This window comes from Micromonospora sp. LHW51205 (assembly GCF_003315815.1).
Lineage (GTDB): Bacteria > Actinomycetota > Actinomycetes > Mycobacteriales > Micromonosporaceae > Micromonospora > Micromonospora chalcea.
On sequence record NZ_QMEZ01000001.1, the window covers coordinates 562,500 to 579,024 of the forward strand.

The following is a 16,525-nucleotide window of genomic DNA, read 5'->3' on the forward strand; positions in this document are numbered from 1 at the left end:
TCGTACCCCGGCCCCAGGATGACGCCGGAGGTACGGACCGTCGTGAACCTGAAGCCTTACCGGGAGGCGCTCGCCCTACCCGGTGTCCGATCGTTGCTGCTGGTGTCGGTGCTGGCCCGCGTGCCGCTCACCGCCACCGGGGTGACGCTCACCTTCTACGTGGTGCTCGACCTGGGCCGCGGCTACGGCGCCGCCGGCCTGGTCGGCGCCGCGTCGACCATCGGCGCGGCGGTCGGCGCCCCGCTGCTCGGGCGGCTCATCGACCGCCGGGGACTGCGGCCGGTGCTGGTGCTCACCACCGTCGCCGAGGCGCTGTTCTGGTCCGCCGCGCCCACACTGCCGTACCCGGTGCTGCTGCCGGCCGCGTTCCTCGCCGGGCTGCTCGCGCTGCCGATCTTCTCGATGATCCGCCAGTCGATCGCCGCGCTCGTGCCGGCCGAGAAGCGCCGCCCCGCGTACGCGCTGGACTCGATGGCGATGGAGCTGTCGTTCATGGTCGGCCCGGCGCTCGCCGTCGCCCTGGCCACCGCCGTCACGCCGCGCCTGACGCTGTGGGCGGTCGGCGCCGGGATCGTCGGCTCCGGCATCTGTTTCTGGCTGCTCAACCCGCCGGTGCGGACCGCCGACGAGCAGACCGGGCCGCAGCGCCCGGTACACCGCCGCGAGTGGCTCACCCCGCGCCTGCTCGCCGTGCTGGCGGTCAGCCTCGCCGCCACCCTCGTGCTCGGCGGCACCGACGTCGCAGTGGTCGCCGTGCTCCGCTCCGGCGGCGAGGTCGGCTGGACCGGCGTCGTGCTCGCCGCCTGGGCGGTCGCCTCGCTGGTGGGCGGCTTCGCGTACGGCGCGGTACGCCGCTCGTTCTCCCCGCTGGCGCTGGTGGCGGCGCTGAGCCTCGCCACCATCCCGGTCGGGCTGGGCGGATCGCACTGGTGGCTGCTCTGTCTCGCGCTGATCCCGGCCGGTGCGCTCTGCGCGCCCACCCTCGCGTCCACCTCCGACGCGGTCAGCCGGCTGGCCCCGCCCTCCGTACGCGGTGTGGCGATGGGGCTGCACGGCTCCGCCGTGACGGTGGGCATCGCGCTCGGCGCGCCGCTGGCCGGCGCGGTGATCGACGCCTCCGCGCCCGCGTGGGGCTTCGCGGTCACCGGCGCGATCGGGGCGCTGGTGGCGCTGGTGGTGCTCCCGATCGAGCTGCGCCACCGCCGCACCCCGGCCCCCACCCCGACCCTGGATCCCGACCTGGCCCTAGCCCCCCGCTGACCCCTCGGCCGGAGTTCGTGTCTCCGCGAGGCGGAGGGCGAGGCCAGAACGGGGAAGTGGCTGGGTCCAGGTGCCCTTGACACCCCCACTCCCCCGAACATGTGCCTGCGTGACGCCCCCGCCGGCCCGGAACCCCACCCTCCCCGAAGTTGACCAAGGAGTTGGCGTCCCCTCAGGCACCGCAGGACCACACAAACCCCTTGATCACCGGAGCGCCCGAGGCAGGGGCGGAGCCAAAACGGGGAAGTGGCTGGGTCCACGCACCCCGGATACCCCCACTCCCCCGAACTGGTGCCCGCGCGATGTCCCCGGCCCCGAACCCCACCACCCTGCAAGTTGACCAAGGAGTTGGCGTCCCCTCAGGCACCCCAGGACGACACAAACTCCTTGATCACCGGAGCGCCCAAGGCAGAGCGAAGCCAGAACGGGGAAGTGGCTGGGTCCAGGTACCCCGGACACCACCACTTCCCCGAACTGGTGCCGCGCCCCCGCCTCACCCCGCCTCACCCCGTCGATCATGAGGTTGGCAGCGACAAAACGGACACGAACTGCCGTCAACTTCATGATCGACGGGGACGGGCGGATCGGGACAGGCGGGACAGGGCGGGCAGGGAAAAGGGCGGGCGCCGCACCCCCGTTGGGGAGTGCGGCGCCCGGCTCGACGTGACGGCGCGAAACTCAGCGCTGGTCGAGGTTGCCTGCGGTGTCCTCCTGGTAGCTGGCACCACCGTTGGCCTCGCTGGTCAGCGGCTTGGCACCACCCTCGGGCGGTCCGGCCAGGCTCTGCCCGGCGGCCAGCTCGGGGAACTTCGCGTCGAAGGCCGGCCGCTCGGAGCGGATGCGCGGCATGCGGTCGAAGTTGCGCAGCGGCGGCGGGGAGCTGGTGGCCCACTCGAGCGAGTTGCCGTAGCCCCACGGGTCGTCGACCTCGACGACCGGGCCGGTCTTGTACGACTTCCAGCAGTTCCAGATGAACGGCAGCGTCGAGATACCGGTGATGAACGCGCCGATCGTGGAGATCGTGTTCAGCGTGGTGAAGCCGTCGATGGCCTGGTAGTCGGCGTACCGGCGCGGCATGCCCTCGTTGCCCAGCCAGTGCTGCACCAGGAACGTGGTGTGGAAGCCGATCATGGTGAGCCAGAAGTGGATCTTACCGAGGCGCTCGTCCAGCATCCGGCCGAACATCTTCGGGAACCAGAAGTAGATGCCGGCGAAGACAGCGAACACGATGGTGCCGAAGAGCACGTAGTGGAAGTGCGCCACCACGAAGTACGAGTCGTGCAGGTGGAAGTCGAGCGGCGGGCTGGCCAGCAGCACACCGGTGAGACCACCGAAGAGGAACGTCACCAGGAAGCCGATCGAGAACAGCATCGGCGTCTCGAAGGTGATCTGGCCCCGCCACATGGTGCCGATCCAGTTGAAGAACTTCATACCGGTGGGCACCGCGATCAGGTAGCTCAGGAAGCTGAAGAACGGCAGCAGCACCTGGCCGGTGGCGAACATGTGGTGCGCCCAGACGCTCATCGACAGCGCGGCGATGGCGATGGTGGCGGCCACCAGGCCCTTGTAGCCGAAGATCGGCTTCCGGGAGAACACCGGGATGATCTCGCTGATGATGCCGAAGAACGGCAGCGCGATGATGTACACCTCGGGGTGGCCGAAGAACCAGAACAGGTGCTGCCACAGCATCGGCCCGCCGGTCGCCGGGTCGTACACGTGGGCGCCCATCAGGCGGTCCGCGGCGAGCGCGAACAGCGCGGCGGCCAGCAGCGGGAAGACCAGGATCGCCAGCAGGCTGGTGACCAGCATGTTCCAGGTGAAGATCGGCATCCGGAACATGGTCATGCCGGGCGCGCGCAGGGTCAGGATCGTGGTGATCAGGTTGACCGCGCCGAGGATCGTGCCCAGACCGGAGATGGCCAGGCCGACGACCCACATGTTCGCGCCGACGCCCGGGGCGTGGTCGGCGGTGCTCAGCGGCGTGTACGCGGTCCAGCCGAAGTCGGCCGCGCCGCCCGGGGCGATGAAGCCCGCGGTGGCGAGCGTGCCGCCGAACAGGTAGAGCCAGTACGCGAAGGCGTTGAGCCGCGGGAACGACACGTCCGGCGCGCCGATCTGCAGCGGCACCACGTAGTTCGCGAAGGCGAACACGATCGGCGTCGCGAAGAACAGCAGCATGATCGTGCCGTGCATCGTGAAGAGCTGGTTGTACTGCTCGGGCGACAGGAACTGCAGGCCCGGCCGCGCCAGTTCGGCACGCATGATCAGGGCCATCAGGCCACCAATCATGAAGAACACGAACGCGGTGACCATGTACATGATCCCGATCTGCTTCGCGTCCGTGGTGCGCAACAGCCGCGCGAGGGCCGACCCCTTGACCGGCTCCCGGACCGGCCAGGGCCGGGTCACGACCGGCTTGGGTGCGACGGTGGTCACGAGTGGCCTCCGGTTCTGGTTGTCCCGCTCGGCGCGCTGGTCATCGGCGCAGCCGTCATCCGCAAGGAGGATAGTCCCCGGTAGGTGGCCCCGCCGCGTGGGGTGGGCGGCTACGATCTCCGGCCGCCTAGAGCGGGCCGGTCAGGAGCCGGTAGTGCTCCCGGAAGATCCGTCCGCCGCGTCCGCGCAGCAACGGGTCGCGCAGCGCCGGCGGCACGTCGCGGGTGCGGTTGCGGTCCCGGGTCCGGTCCCGCACCCAGCGGGTACGCGGGCGGCGGCGACTCTCGTACGCCAGCAGCGCGGCGTCGACGCTGCCGGCGGCGCGCAGCGACTCGGCGAGCACGACGGCGTCCTCCAGCGCCATGGCCGCGCCCTGGGAGAGCGTCGGCGCGGTGGCGTGAGCGGCGTCACCGACGAGCAGCACCCGGCCGTGGAACCACCGCCCCAGCTCGACCTCCTCGGTGCGCTCGACGCACACCGTCTCCAGCGCGTCCAGCACCTCCGGGACGGGGCCGCCGTAGGAGCCGAACAGCTCGCGCAGCCGGGCGAGCGGGTCGGCGGGCAGGTCGGTGCCGGCCTCGTCGGCGTAGCAGTAGAGCCGCCCGGCGCCGAGCGGCACCACCAGGAACCCGGCCCGCTGGCCGAGCAGGGCGGTCCAGTCGGCGATCCGCGGGCCGCCGCGCACGAGGGCCCGGTAGACCACGTGACCGGCGGGGCGGGGCGGCCCGCCGAGCGCGGCGAGCGTGCGTACCGCCGAGCGTGGGCCGTCCGCGCCGACGACCAGGTCGTACTCCGCGCTGGTGCCGTCGGTGAAGCCGACCGCCACGCCTCCGGGCAGCGGGTCGACGGTACTGACCTCGGCGCCGTGGCGGACCGCGCCGCCGGCGCCGGTGAGCAGCACCCGGTGCAGCTCGGCCCGGGGCAGCGCCCGGCATTCCCCCACTCCGGTCCAGAGCGCGTCGAGGTCGACCTCGCACAGCGGCGCACCGGCGGCGTCGAGGAAGCGCTGCCGGTGGATCACCTGGCCGAGCGGGCGCAGCGGGCCGTCGAGGTCGAGCCGGCGCATCGCCCGGGCCGCGTTGCCCGGCAGGTAGAGGCCGGTGTCTGTCGACTCCGCGGGTGGCAGCCGCTCGGTGACGTCGGGCCGGAATCCCGCCAGGCGAAGCGCCCGGGCGACGGCGAGTCCGGCGATGCCCGCGCCGACGACGAGGACGCGCAGGGGTGAACCACCCATGGTGGGTTACGCCTCCGGAGGGGAACGGCACGCGTTGGAGGCAAGACATTACTCGCCGCAACCAGGCGGCGGAAGTGCCCGCTCGCCCTGGCACGGACCGCCGGTCGGCGGCACACCCCGTCCCACCGGCAGGAATCCCGCCTCCATCTGGGGGAAGGGGTCGGCCGCGGCACTCGGTCGCACCACCGGCCGTACGCGGAGCGTTAACGAGCCCGGCGCATTTGCGCAATGATTTGAGACATGTAAATGTATTCCCTGCACCGTGGGAGCGCTCCCGTCCGTAGCACCGACCGAACCGGCGCCGTCCCCGCGCCGAGCCAAGGAGCATCATGAAGCGTCCACTCAGGGCTCTCGCCGCAGCCGGCCTGCTGGCCGCCGGCACCATCGTCGCCGTAGCGCTCGGCGGCACCGCCTCCGCCGACACGCAGATCTGCGAGCAGTACGGCTCGACCACCATCGGCGGCAAGTACGTGGTGCAGAACAACCGCTGGGGCACCAGCGCCCAGCAGTGCATCAACGTCACCTCGACCGGCTTCTCGATCACCCGGGCGGACGGCTCCGCGCCGACAAACGGGGCGCCGGTCGCCTACCCGTCGATCTTCGTGGGCTGCCACTACACCAACTGCTCGCCCGGCACGAACCTGCCGGTGCAGGTGAAGAACATCAGCAGCGCACCGTCCAGCATCAGCTACAACTACGTCAGCGGCGCGATCTTCAACGCCTCGTACGACATCTGGCTCGACCCGTCGCCGAAGCGGGACGGGGTGAACCAGATGGAGATCATGATCTGGCTCAACCGGCAGGGCTCGATCCAGCCCATCGGCTCCCCGGTCGGCACCGCCAACATCGCGGGCCGGACCTGGGAGGTGTGGCGCGGCAGCAACGGCTCGAACAACGTCATCTCGTACCTGTCGCCGTCGGCCATCCCCAGCTTCAGCTTCGACGCGCTGGCGTTCATCAACGACACCCGCAACCGGGGCGCGATCACGAACGACTGGTACCTGACCAGCATCCAGGCCGGCTTCGAGCCGTGGCAGGGCGGCGTCGGGCTGGCGGTCAACTCGTTCTCGCAGAACGTCAACACCGGCGGCTCCAACCCGCCGCCGACCACGTCGGCGCCGACCACGCCCCCGCCCTCGGGCGGCGCGTCCTGCACCGTCACCTACAAGGCGGCGAACGTGTGGAACAACGGCTTCACCGCCGAGGTGACGGTCAAGAACACCGGCTCCGGCACGATCAACGGCTGGACCCTCAACTACAACCTGCCCTCCGGGCAGACCGTCACCAACGCGTGGAACGCCACCGTGAGCCAGAGCGGCTCCGCGGTGACCGCGCGCGACGCCGGCTACAACGGCACCCTGTCGCCCGGCGCGTCGACCACCTTCGGCTACCAGGCGACGCTCAACGGCAGCTACTCGGCACCGAGCAGCTTCACGCTCAACGGCTCCACCTGCGCCCGGGGCTGACCACCGCACACGACGCAAGGGGCGCGGTCCGCTGCGGACCGCGCCCCTTCCACGGGTACGCCTCAGCCGGCGAGCGCGTCGATGTCGCGCATCTCCTCGGCGGTGAGCGAGAACCCGAACACGTCGACGTTGGCCCGGATCCGCTCCGGCGTGACCGACTTCGGGATGACCACGATCTCGTGGTCGATGTGCCAGCGCAGCACCACCTGGGCCGGCGACACGTCGTGCGCCTGGGCGATGCGGACCAGCACCGGGTCGGACAGGTCGCTGGTCTTGAACGGGCTGTACCCCTCCAGCGCCACGCCCCGGTCCCGGTGGGCGGCGTGCGTGTGCCGCTCGTACAGCGAGGGGCTCCAGCGGATCTGGTTGACCGCCGGCGTCTCCTCGGTGGCCTGGATCAGCTCGTCGATCTGCCCGATCGAGTAGTTGCTCACCCCGACCGTGCGCGCCATGTTCTCGTCCCGCGCGGCGAGCATCTCCCGCCACACCGGGATGCTGTCGCCGGGCGCGGACGGCGGCCAGTGCACCAGCCACAGGTCCACGTAGTCGGTGTCCAGGGCGGCCAGGCTCGCCTCGATGGTCTCCCGCTCCCGGCCCACCCGGTCCGGCGGCAGCTTGGTGGTGATGAAGACGTCCTCGCGGCGCAGCCCGCTCTCCTTGACCGCCCGCCCGACCTCCTTCTCGTTGCCGTACATGGTGGCCGTGTCGATGTGCCGGTAGCCGGCGTCCAGCGCGGCGAGCACGGCCTGGAACCCGGCCTCGCCGGTGGCCTGCCACGTCCCGAAGCCGAGCAGCGGGATCCGGACGTCACCGGCGAGCGGAAGGGTGGGCTGGTCGCTGTCCATGTCCCCCGTTCTACCCCGGTTCGCCGCACACACACCGGCATCCCGGCGCGCACGGCGCGTCTGGGGGAGGATGCGGGGATGGCGGACCGGCTGGACGAGTACCGGCGCAAACGGGACGCCGCGCGTACCCCGGAACCGGTGCCCGAGCGGGCGCCCGGCCGGAAGCGGTCCGCGCGGCGCGCGCCCCGCTTCGTCATTCAGCAGCACCACGCCCGGAGCCTGCACTGGGACCTGCGGCTGGAGCACGACGGCGTACTCGCCTCCTGGGCGGTGCCGCGCGGCCTGCCCCGCGACCCGGGCCGCAACCACCTCGCCGTGCACACCGAGGACCACCCGATGGAGTACCTGACGTTCCACGGGGAGATTCCCGCCGGGGAGTACGGCGGCGGCCGGATGACAGTGCACGACACCGGCACCTACCGGGCCGAGAAGTGGCGCGACGACGAGGTGATCGTGGTGCTCGACGGCGAGCGCACGAAGGGGCGGTACGTGCTGTTCGCCACCGGCGGGCGGGGCCGGGACTGGATGATCAGGCGCACCGACCCGGCGCCGGAGGGCTGGACGCCGATGCCCGACCTGGTCCGCCCGATGCGGCCCGCCGAGGGTGGGCGGCTGCCGCGCGACGCCGACGCCTGGGGGTACGAGCTGCGCTGGGCGGGCGTGCGCGCGATGGCGTACGTCTCGGGCGGCCGGCTGCGGCTGCTCGACGGCGACGGCGACGAGGTCACCGGGTCGTACCCCTGGCTGCGGGCGATGGCCGAGGCGCTGGCCCCGGCCGAGGCGGTGCTGGACGGCGTGCTGGTCCGGATCGACCCGGCCGGGCGGGTCCGGCCGCCGACCCGGCGCGACGGGCAGTTCCTCGCCGTCGACCTGCTCTGGCTGGAGGGCGTGCCGAGCCTGGAGGTGCCGTACGCGCAACGCCGTGACCTGCTCGACGGTCTGGCGCTCGCCGGTCCGCACTGGCAGACTCCGCCGTGGTTCCCGGGAGTCGGTGCGGACGCCCTGCGGGCCGCCCGTGAGCAGGGGCTCCCGGGAGTGGTGGCGAAACGCCTCGACTCCCCGTACGAGCCGGGCCGGCGCAGCCGGCACTGGCTGAGCATCGACGCGAGCTGAGGACCACCGTGCACCTGACGCACCTGGAGTGCCCGCGCTGCGGTCGTGACCATCCGGCCGACGTGTTGCAGAACCTGTGCGGCTGCGGCTCGCCGCTGCTGGCCCGCTACGACCTCGCCGAGGTGGCCGCCACCGTGGCCCCGGAGCAGTTCGGGCTGCGCCCGGCCGACCTGTGGCGCTACCGGGAGCTGCTGCCGGTGGCCGATGCCCGGTGCGTCACCACGCTCGGCGAGGGCTGGACGCCGATGTGGCGTGCGCCCGCGTACGGCCACGAGATCGGCATCGCGGATCTGCTCGTCAAGGACGAGGGGCTGACCCCGACCGGGTCGTTCAAGGCGCGGGGCGCGTCGGTGGGCGTGAGCCGGGCCCGGGAACTGGGCGTGGAGCGGATCGCCATGCCCACGAACGGCAACGCCGGGGCGGCCTGGGCCACGTACGCGGCGCGGGCCGGGATGGGCGCGACGATCGCCATGCCGCTGGCCGCGCCGACCATCTGCCGGGAGGAGTGCCTCGCCGCCGGCGCGGATCTGCGGCTGATCGACGGCCTGATCAACGACGCCGGCCGGGACATCGCCGAGCTGATCGCCGGGTCGGACGGGCGGATCTTCGACGCGGGCACGCTGCGCGAGCCGTACCGCCTCGAAGGCAAGAAGACCATGGGGTACGAGATCGTCGAGCAGCTCGGCTGGCAGGTGCCCGACGTGATCGTCTACCCGACCGGCGGGGGCGTCGGGCTGATCGGCATCCACAAGGCGCTGCACGAGCTGCGCGAGCTGGGCTGGGTCGAGGACCGGCTGCCCCGGCTGGTAGCGGTGCAGTCCACCGGATGCGCGCCGATCGTGCGGGCGTTCGCGTCCGGCGAGGACCGCGTCACCCCGTGGGAGGACGCGCGCACCGTCGCGTTCGGCATCACCGTGCCCGCCCCGCTCGGCGACGAGCTGATCCTGTCCGCGCTGCGGGAGAGCGCCGGCACCGCGATCGCCGTGGACGACGCGGAGATCCTCACCGACCTGCGCGACTTCGCCGCCCGCGAGGGGCTGCTGCTCTGCCCGGAGGGCGCGGCCTGCCTGACCGCCGCCCGGCACCTGCGGGCCGGTGGCTGGATCCGTCCCGGCGAGCGCGTGGTGGTGCTGAACACCGGCGCCGGCCTGAAATACCCCGGCCTGGTGCAAGGAGGGGCCCCTTCTTAACGTCTCCGGTATAGCAGGGGCCCCCGCTCAACACGTGCGCACCGGGCGTCAGGACGTCGGCGGCTCGTCCTCGCCGGCCTCCTCGGCGGCGTCCGCCTCCTCCTTCGTCTTGTGCACCGCGCCGTCGGCGTGCTCCGGCGGGCCGTAGACGGTGTAGAGCACCAGCGGGTTCGGCCCGGTGTTGACGAAGTTGTGCTTCGTGCCGGCCGGGACGACCACGAGGTCGCCGGAGACGACCTCCTTCTTCTCGCCGGCCACCCGGGCCTCGCCGGTGCCGCTGACGAACGTGAGGATCTGGTCGATGCCCTCGTGGACCTCCTCGCCGATCTCGCCGCCCGGCGGAATGGTCATGATGACCAGCTGGGTGCGCTCCCCGGTCCAGAGCACGCGGCGGAAGTCGGGACTCTTCTCGGCGACTGTCGCGATAGTGAAATGCTCCATGGCCCGCTCATACCCCGATCACGCGCCCGCCACGCCGGGAGTCGCAGATGGTGGAATTCCCCACGCCGATCCGGTTTGGATCCCCGGAGAAGGGGCATGTGCTGCCGACAAGACCGGTGCGGGACGGGCCGGTCGAGCCAAGTCCCCGCTGGCGTACCGCCTGTACGGCTGCGGCGGTGGGAGACGGCCGGAGCGCGGCGACGTTACGACCGGAGGTCGTGCGGCGCCGTGCGCTCGTCTGCGCGTCCGGTCAGGCCAGCACGGCCAGGTGGAACGGACGGTCCACGTGCCCGCTCGTGCCGTGCGTCTCGACGAATACGGCGTTCGCGATACCCGAGCGCGGCGCCACGGTGATGACACCCTGCGGGACCAGCCCGTTCGCCGTCGCGGGGCCCACCGATCCGACGTACGCCGCTCCGGCCACGTCCTGGTCGAACGCGACCTGGTACATCCCGGCGGCGAGCCGGGTGGCCGAGGTGGCGCCGAGGCCGCGGACGAGTTTTCCGTCGGCGTCGACCACGGCGAACAGCATCCGTGCGGTGGCCGGCAGCCCGACCGGCGAACACGAGTTGATCTCGGTGTCGGCGCGTGCGGCCTCCCGCATGCTCGGGATCGGCTGGCCGGTGGTTTCCCTCCTACCTCTGCGGCTGGGCATGGTGATCCTCTCTCCCGCCGGTACGCCGGCCGGAGGCGTTCGTGCGCGTTCGGGCGATCGTCGGCGGTCACCCTCGATGATTCCGACGCTATGTCGGCGCACCGCCCGGCAACCAGCCGATGAAGTGTCCGATCATTGACAGCGAACGGCTCTGACCTGCGAAAACGTTCACGACGTGACGCAGAGCGATCGGCTGGCTACATTTAAGTATGGTGCAGTCGCCCCGAGGCCCGGTCTACCGCCCGGTGCTGGCCGCGCGGCGCGGTGAGCTGGAGGCGCTGTCCCATCTCGACGGAGCCTCCACCCCGCTGCTCGCACCGGTTCTCGACGTCGCGGCGGACACACCGTCCATCAAGGACTCGCTGGCTCGGTTGCCGGACGGGCTGCTGCCCGCCGTCGACGTGTCGGCGCTTCCGGACACCCCGGAACACGATCCGGTCCGTTGGGGCGTACCGCTGGCGCCTGTCATCGGCCTGACGGACAGCGACCGGCGGCTGGCCGCGCACGGCGCGGCGGCACGGGCCTGGGCGCACCACGCGGTCGTCCGGTTGCGCACCGGCCCGGACCGAAGCGGGCCGGACGCCGCGACGGCCGCCGCGGAGCGGGTGTGGCGGCTGACCGGCCTGATGCCGGAGCAGTGCGACCTGCTGCTCGACGCGGAGGACGTGTGCTGCACCGCGGACGTCCGGCTGGCCGAGCCACGGGTGCGGCGCGCGGCGGAATGGGCCCGGCGGCACGCCTGGCGCTCGGTGACGGTGGCGGCCGGCGGGATGCCGCCGGCCCTGTCCCGGCTTCCGGTGGACGAGCCGGTCCGGCTGGACCGGTACGACTGGTCGCTCTGGCAACGCCTGGCCGACCTGGACCTCGGGTACGGCGACTACGGCGTGAGCTGCGCGGTACGGGGCGCGGACGAGCCGGTCGACCGGGTTCCCACGCTGCGCTGGGCAACCGACGACGCGTGGTGGGTCTACCGCTGGTCGCGGCGCGGCGGGCGGGGCGACGAGCGCTTCGCCGACCTGTGCCGCACGGTGACCGCCGCCGCGCACTGGCCGGCAGCCGGGGCCGGCTTCTCCTGGGGCGACCACGAGATCGTCCGGCGGGCCCGGCGCGGCGCGGGCGCAGGTTCCCCGGCCAACTGGATCGCGTGGAGCACCTCGCACCACCTGGCGCAGGTGCTGGCCGCACTGGTCCGACCGGAACGGGACCAGCGCGGCCGGGCGTGGTGGGCCGACCCGGACGTCCCGGAACGGGGACGTACCGGCCGCTCGCCGCGCGGCGGGGAGTCCCGCCGCGCCGGCTGACTCACTCCTTCTCGGTGAACCCGAACTGCACCACGCCCTCGTCGTCGACGACCGCGTCCACCGAGGTGTCGTTCAGCAGTTCGGCGGCGTCGGAGTCGAGGAAGATGCGCGCCCCCTCGGTGTCCACCACCTGGTCGCCCCGCACCGGCTCCGGCACCAGTTCGATGGAGAGCGAACCGGCCTCGGTGTCGGCGGCGATGCGCAGCCCACCGGCGTCGGCCACGTCCTGCTGGGCGGCGAGGTCACGGATCACCAGGACGGCGTTGTCGGTCATGGTCAGCATCGCTGAACTCCTCATGGCTGGATGTCGGGATTCGCGCGGGCGACAAGGCCCACGTACAGGTCTTTTCCCTCCCTCGGCCCGGCGAATCCCTAGGCTGGGGGCAGAGACGGCGCGGTGCGCGCCACGTCTCCTGGCGATAACCTTTCACACCGGAGTCTTTCCCGCAGGAAATCTCCATGGCAGCATCGGCACATGCATCGTCGCCTATTCCCCCGGGCGCTCGCGGTGCTGGTGCTGGTCGCCACCGCGGCCACCGCCGGCCCCACCACCGCCACTGCCGAAGCGCCCACCCCCGCGCAGACCCGGCTGCACGCCACCATCGACGCCGTCCTCGCCGACAGCCGGCTCGACGGCGCGCAGGCGGGCGTGGTCGTCGTCGACACCACCACCGGCCGCACGCTGTACGACCGCAACGGGACGCGACGGCTCATCCCGGCCTCCAACACCAAGCTGTTCACCTCCGCGGCGGCGATGGAACTGCTCGGACCGGGCCACCGGTTCACCACCGACGTGAGCGCCGACGGGCCGCGCCACGCCGGCATGCTCTCCGGCGACCTCTACCTGCGCGGCGGAGGCGACCCCACCATCCTCGCCGCCGACTACGACCGGCTCGCCGCGCAGGTCGCCGCGACCGGCGTACGGGTCGTCGCGGGCAACCTGGTCGCCGACGACACCCGGTACGACCGCGACCGGCTCGGCCCGGACTGGACCTGGGACGACGAGCCCTACTACTACGCCGCCCAGGTGTCCGCGCTCACCGTGGCCCCGGACACCGACTACGACGCCGGCACGGTGATCGTCCACGCCGCGCCGGGAACGCGGGCGGGCGCCCGACCGAAGATCACCATGACTCCGGACAACGGCTGGCTGCGCATCGAGAACCGGGCCGAGACGGTGACCGAGGGCGAGACCACCATCTCGTTCGAACGCGAGCACGCCGGCAACACAGTGGTGGTCACCGGCCAGATCGCGCTCGGCCAGGCCACCGAGAGCGACTGGGTGACGGTCTGGGAACCGACCGGGTACGCGGCCGACGTGTTCCGGTCCGCGCTGCGCCGCCACGGCGTACGGGTGCTCGGGCGGACCGTGCTCGGCGCCGCCACCCCGGACACGGCCAAGCCGCTGGCCCGGCACGACTCGATGCCGCTGACCGACCTCATGGTGCCGTTCCTCAAGCTCTCCAACAACGGCCACGCCGAAGTGCTCACCAAGGAACTCGGCCGGCAGCTCTCCGGCTCCGGCACCTGGGCCGCCGGGCTCTCCGCGATCAGCAGGTACGTGGGCGACACCGGGGTGGACACCGGCACGCTGCGCCAACGTGACGGCTCCGGCCTGTCCCGGCGCAACCTCGTCCCGCCGGGACAGTTCGTCACGCTGCTCTCGGCGGTCCGCGCCGAACCGTGGTTCGACACCTGGTACGCCGCGCTGCCGGTGGCCGGCAACCCGAACCGGCTCGTCGGCGGGACGCTGCGCAGCCGGATGAGCGGCACCGCCGCCGCGAACAACGTGCACGCCAAGACCGGCAGCCTGACCGGCGCGTCAGCGCTCTCCGGCTACGTCACGAGTGCGGACGGCCGGCTGCTGGCGTTCTCGATCGTGCTGAACAACTACCTGACCTCGTCGGTGAAGGGGCTGGAGGATCAGATCGCGATCGCCCTGGCCGCGTACACCGAGAGGGAGACGGCCACCGCCCGGCGTACCGTGCCGGCCGCGCCGGAGTCACCGCGCGTACCGGAGGGACGGGAGTGCTCCTGGGTCAAACCGGCGCTCTGCTGACCGGCGCCGTACCGCCCCGGTGCTAGGCGCCGGGGCGGCGCGGCTGCGGGCCGGCGGCGGGGTCACCCCGCTCGACGAGCGCGTCGATCTCGGCCGGTGGGAGCCCGCGCAGGGTGAGCACCCGGCGACCCCACCGGTGCAGCCGGCACGGGTGCGGGCTGGCGTCGTTGCGGCAGATGGTCCCGCCCGACCACGTCCGCGGCGCGTGCACCACCACCGCGCGCACCGCGAACTGGACGTCCTCGACCGTCACGTACGGCGGCATCGGGATCTCGCGCAGCACGTCACCGTCGGCGCGGGGGCGGGCGGGGACGACGGGAGCAGGGCCGGTCATCGGTCGTGCCTCCACAGGGGATGGTCGGACGGGAACAACGGAAACCTACGACGCCGTGCCGGGTACGCGACGGACAAACTGTCCCCGCTCAGCGCAGCGCCACCGCCTGGAGGCTGACGTTGCCGCAGTCGCCGAGCGACTCCTCCACCGTCCAGTTCAGCAGCAGCCGCGCGCCACGCTGGGCGCGGAACTTGATCGTGAACTCGGTGGTGAGCGCGGTGTGCGGGTCTTCCATCCGGAGCGTGGTCACCGGTCCGCCGGTGGAGACACGCACGTCGAGGCGGCCACGGGCCATCCAGAGCCCGGCGTACAGACGCACCGTGCGCTGCTGCCCGTCGGCGGCCACCGCCAGGTTGAACCCGCTGCCCCGGTGGCAGGCGTACACGCCGGACATGGTGCCGCTCGCCGACGCGACCGGGTTGCCGTCGCGCCAGGCGTACGCCTCGGGGTTGTTGCTGAAGCTCTGCCGCCGCCCCCGGCCGCCCTCGTCGCGGATCTCGCCGGAGCCGCCCCGCTTGCGGACCGTCCGGTCGGCGCCGGTGAGCCCCCAGTGGACCCAGTCGGTGGTGCCCACGGCGGTGAGGTCGACGGTGGCGGGCACCTCGGCGCGGGTCACGGTGACTGTCGGCGGGAGCGCGCTCGACGGCGACGGCGACGGCGTGGACGGCGTCGGGCTCGGCGACGGTGGCCGCTGCCGGGGACGCAGTCCCGGATTGGCCACCGTGTCGTCGGCCTCGTTCGGCAGCCCGACCCGGCCGGGCGGCGCGGCCGGCAGCCGAGCGTGCTCCTCGCGTGGCGCGTCGTGCCGCTCGACGCCGAGGTAGAGCGCCAGTGCCGCCAGGCAGAGGAACGCGGCCAGCCCTTCCAGCATCAGCCGACGCCGACGGCGCAGCCGCCGCAGCGCTGAGCGGGTACGCGGAAGGCCGTGCCGATGCGAGCCGGGGCCGGTACGCGGACGGTCCTCCTGGCCCACCACACCCTCCACTTCGGTCACGACACCGCCGGATACGACTGGTGCGCGACGGGCTTCACGGTGTCACCGGACGGCTCTTTGCGCCATATGTCGAGTGACGGGCGTTTCCAGTTCGTTACCTGGCGGCCGCTCGCCAGACCGGCCGCTCAGCTTACCGTGACCGCCTGCAGCGCCACCCCGTCGTTCTGCGCGCCGGTGACCGTCAGGGCCTGCCATTTGATCAGCAGCCGCTCCCCCGGGGCCGCCCGGAAGCGGATGACGTACTGGTAGAAGCGGTCGCCCGCGGCGAGGGCGACCTCACGGACGACGGGATCGCCGCCGCTGGACAGCGTCAGGTCGAGCCGCGCGCCGGCCGAGAACGTGCCGACGAACAGCCGGACCGTGCGCAGGTCCCCGCTCCCGGCCACCCCGAGCGTGAAGCTCTTCCCGGCGCCGCGCTGGAAGACACCCGCCCGGGTGCCCTCCTGGCGCGCTGTCGGCGTGCCGTCGGTCCACTGGAGATCACAGGCGCCCGCGCTGTGCTCCAGCCGCTCGCCACCCGGATCCTGGATCTCGCCGGTGCCGCCCGCCTTGCGATGGAAGCTGTCTGCGCCGGTACCGCCCCAGTGCCGCCAGTCCCGCGTACCGAGCGCGGTGAGCGACAACGCCCCCGGCAGCGGCGCCAGGTCCGCGTCGAGCAGCGGCCCGCCGGGTGACACCGGGTCGGCCGGCGCCTGATCGGGCGCCTGGTCGGGCGCCTGATCGCTCGGCGCCGCCACGGGCGACGTCTCCCGGTTCGACGGTGGCGCGGGTGACCGGCTCGCGTACGCCAGCGCCGCCACCAGCCCGGTCACGGTCACCGCCGCCAGCACGGCGCGCCGGCGCCGACGACGGGCCCGGGCCACGGCGACCCGGGTGGCCGGGGCGTCGGCCGGGGGCCGGGTCGGGCCGAGTGTCAGCCTGGTTCGCGCCGCGTCGCGCAGCCGGACGCCGATCCCGCCCGCCAGATCGCCGATCCAGCCGGCCAGGTCGCCGATCCCGCTGGTCAGGTGGCCGATCCCGCTGGTCATATCGGCGAGGCGCGCCGGGATGCTCTCCCGGGCGGAGTGCCGGCCCGGTCTCGCTTCTGTTTCGGCCACCTGCGGCGGTCCGGTTTCGGCCGGATCTGAAGCGGGCCGGACCGGCGACGGAGCGGACAGGTGCAGTCCGATCGGCGCCGGCCCGACCAGCGGAACCCGG

Annotated in this window: 15 protein-coding genes; 6 read left to right on the forward strand and 9 right to left on the reverse strand. The window is 72.7% G+C overall.

Translation table 11 applies throughout. The features are described 5' to 3' along the window. Window positions 1–18 precede the first annotated feature (18 nt). Window positions 19–1,260, forward strand: coding sequence for an MFS transporter (locus tag DQE82_RS02570; RefSeq protein WP_113971901.1), 1,242 nt, complete (start codon window positions 19–21; stop codon window positions 1,258–1,260). A gap of 678 nt (window positions 1,261–1,938) precedes the next feature. Here the strand turns inward: DQE82_RS02570 and ctaD are convergent. Then, window positions 1,939–3,696 (reverse strand): cytochrome c oxidase subunit I, encoded by a 1,758-nt coding sequence (gene ctaD, locus DQE82_RS02575; RefSeq protein ID WP_113971902.1) that lies wholly within the window; start codon window positions 3,694–3,696, stop codon window positions 1,939–1,941. Window positions 3,697–3,823: 127 nt separating this feature from the next. Further along, complete coding sequence (locus tag DQE82_RS02580; RefSeq protein ID WP_043326218.1) at window positions 3,824–4,930, reverse strand: FAD-dependent monooxygenase; 1,107 nt, start codon at window positions 4,928–4,930, stop codon at window positions 3,824–3,826. A 329-nt stretch (window positions 4,931–5,259) separates the two neighbouring features. On the opposite strand from DQE82_RS02580, the gene DQE82_RS02585 reads away from it, so the two are divergent. Beyond that, window positions 5,260–6,396 carry a cellulose binding domain-containing protein gene (locus DQE82_RS02585; protein ID WP_043326220.1) on the forward strand — a complete coding sequence of 379 codons (1,137 nt, stop codon included), beginning with the start codon at window positions 5,260–5,262 and terminating at the stop codon, window positions 6,394–6,396. Between the two features lie 62 nt (window positions 6,397–6,458). Here the strand turns inward: DQE82_RS02585 and DQE82_RS02590 are convergent, their stop codons facing one another. Then, on the reverse strand, window positions 6,459–7,241 hold the full coding sequence (locus DQE82_RS02590; RefSeq protein ID WP_043326222.1) for an aldo/keto reductase: 783 nt from the start codon (window positions 7,239–7,241) through the stop codon (window positions 6,459–6,461). A 78-nt stretch (window positions 7,242–7,319) separates the two neighbouring features. On the opposite strand from DQE82_RS02590, the gene DQE82_RS02595 reads away from it, so the two are divergent. Both DQE82_RS02595 and DQE82_RS02600 read left to right on the forward strand, forming a co-directional pair. Continuing rightward, window positions 7,320–8,354 carry a DNA polymerase ligase N-terminal domain-containing protein gene (locus DQE82_RS02595; RefSeq protein ID WP_113971903.1) on the forward strand — a complete coding sequence of 345 codons (1,035 nt, stop codon included), beginning with the start codon at window positions 7,320–7,322 and terminating at the stop codon, window positions 8,352–8,354. An 8-nt stretch (window positions 8,355–8,362) separates the two neighbouring features. Further along, on the forward strand, window positions 8,363–9,544 hold the full coding sequence (locus DQE82_RS02600) for a threonine synthase (protein WP_113971904.1): 1,182 nt from the start codon (window positions 8,363–8,365) through the stop codon (window positions 9,542–9,544). 48 nt (window positions 9,545–9,592) lie between these two features. Here the strand turns inward: DQE82_RS02600 and DQE82_RS02605 are convergent, their stop codons facing one another. Both DQE82_RS02605 and DQE82_RS02610 read right to left on the reverse strand, forming a co-directional pair. Then, complete coding sequence (locus tag DQE82_RS02605; RefSeq protein WP_113971905.1) at window positions 9,593–9,985, reverse strand: cupin domain-containing protein; 393 nt, start codon at window positions 9,983–9,985, stop codon at window positions 9,593–9,595. Between the two features lie 250 nt (window positions 9,986–10,235). Beyond that, a complete protein-coding gene (locus tag DQE82_RS02610; RefSeq protein ID WP_233514570.1) occupies window positions 10,236–10,589 on the reverse strand; it encodes a hypothetical protein in 354 nt (117 codons plus the stop codon). 260 nt (window positions 10,590–10,849) lie between these two features. Between DQE82_RS02610 and DQE82_RS02615 the strand changes: the two genes are divergently transcribed. Then, window positions 10,850–11,941 carry a hypothetical protein gene (locus DQE82_RS02615; protein WP_187694267.1) on the forward strand — a complete coding sequence of 364 codons (1,092 nt, stop codon included), beginning with the start codon at window positions 10,850–10,852 and terminating at the stop codon, window positions 11,939–11,941. A 1-nt stretch (window position 11,942) separates the two neighbouring features. On the opposite strand, the gene DQE82_RS02620 is transcribed toward DQE82_RS02615, so the two are convergent. Further along, on the reverse strand, window positions 11,943–12,224 hold the full coding sequence (locus DQE82_RS02620; RefSeq protein ID WP_030501863.1) for an iron-sulfur cluster biosynthesis family protein: 282 nt from the start codon (window positions 12,222–12,224) through the stop codon (window positions 11,943–11,945). A gap of 192 nt (window positions 12,225–12,416) precedes the next feature. On the opposite strand from DQE82_RS02620, the gene dacB reads away from it, so the two are divergent. Continuing rightward, window positions 12,417–14,000 (forward strand): D-alanyl-D-alanine carboxypeptidase/D-alanyl-D-alanine-endopeptidase, encoded by a 1,584-nt coding sequence (gene dacB, locus DQE82_RS02625; protein WP_113971906.1) that lies wholly within the window; start codon window positions 12,417–12,419, stop codon window positions 13,998–14,000. Between the two features lie 22 nt (window positions 14,001–14,022). Here the strand turns inward: dacB and DQE82_RS02630 are convergent, their stop codons facing one another. From DQE82_RS02630 to DQE82_RS30970, 3 genes are all read right to left on the reverse strand, one after another. Then, window positions 14,023–14,334 carry a hypothetical protein gene (locus tag DQE82_RS02630; protein WP_043326231.1) on the reverse strand — a complete coding sequence of 104 codons (312 nt, stop codon included), beginning with the start codon at window positions 14,332–14,334 and terminating at the stop codon, window positions 14,023–14,025. A gap of 88 nt (window positions 14,335–14,422) precedes the next feature. Further along, window positions 14,423–15,328, reverse strand: a complete 906-nt coding sequence (locus tag DQE82_RS02635; protein ID WP_233514571.1) for a hypothetical protein — start codon at window positions 15,326–15,328, stop codon at window positions 14,423–14,425. Window positions 15,329–15,453: 125 nt separating this feature from the next. Then, window positions 15,454–16,356 (reverse strand): hypothetical protein, encoded by a 903-nt coding sequence (locus tag DQE82_RS30970; RefSeq protein ID WP_233514572.1) that lies wholly within the window; start codon window positions 16,354–16,356, stop codon window positions 15,454–15,456. Window positions 16,357–16,525 lie beyond the last annotated feature (169 nt).

Excerpts from the sequence above, each read along its gene's own strand:
- DQE82_RS02620 (WP_030501863.1), bottom strand. The coding sequence starts at position 12,224 with ATGCTGACCATGACCGACAACGCCGTCCTGGTGATCCGTGACCTCGCC.
- DQE82_RS02630 (WP_043326231.1), bottom strand. The coding sequence starts at position 14,334 with ATGACCGGCCCTGCTCCCGTCGTCCCCGCCCGCCCCCGCGCCGACGGT.
- dacB (WP_113971906.1), top strand. The coding sequence starts at position 12,417 with ATGCATCGTCGCCTATTCCCCCGGGCGCTCGCGGTGCTGGTGCTGGTC.
- DQE82_RS02585 (WP_043326220.1), top strand. The coding sequence starts at position 5,260 with ATGAAGCGTCCACTCAGGGCTCTCGCCGCAGCCGGCCTGCTGGCCGCC.
- DQE82_RS02595 (WP_113971903.1), top strand. The coding sequence starts at position 7,320 with ATGGCGGACCGGCTGGACGAGTACCGGCGCAAACGGGACGCCGCGCGT.
- DQE82_RS02570 (WP_113971901.1), top strand. The coding sequence starts at position 19 with ATGACGCCGGAGGTACGGACCGTCGTGAACCTGAAGCCTTACCGGGAG.
- DQE82_RS02590 (WP_043326222.1), bottom strand. The coding sequence starts at position 7,241 with ATGGACAGCGACCAGCCCACCCTTCCGCTCGCCGGTGACGTCCGGATC.
- DQE82_RS02615 (WP_187694267.1), top strand. The coding sequence starts at position 10,850 with ATGGTGCAGTCGCCCCGAGGCCCGGTCTACCGCCCGGTGCTGGCCGCG.
- DQE82_RS02605 (WP_113971905.1), bottom strand. The coding sequence starts at position 9,985 with ATGGAGCATTTCACTATCGCGACAGTCGCCGAGAAGAGTCCCGACTTC.
- DQE82_RS02610 (WP_233514570.1), bottom strand. The coding sequence starts at position 10,589 with ATGCGGGAGGCCGCACGCGCCGACACCGAGATCAACTCGTGTTCGCCG.
- DQE82_RS02580 (WP_043326218.1), bottom strand. The coding sequence starts at position 4,930 with ATGGGTGGTTCACCCCTGCGCGTCCTCGTCGTCGGCGCGGGCATCGCC.
- DQE82_RS30970 (WP_233514572.1), bottom strand. The coding sequence starts at position 16,356 with ATGACCAGCGGGATCGGCCACCTGACCAGCGGGATCGGCGACCTGGCC.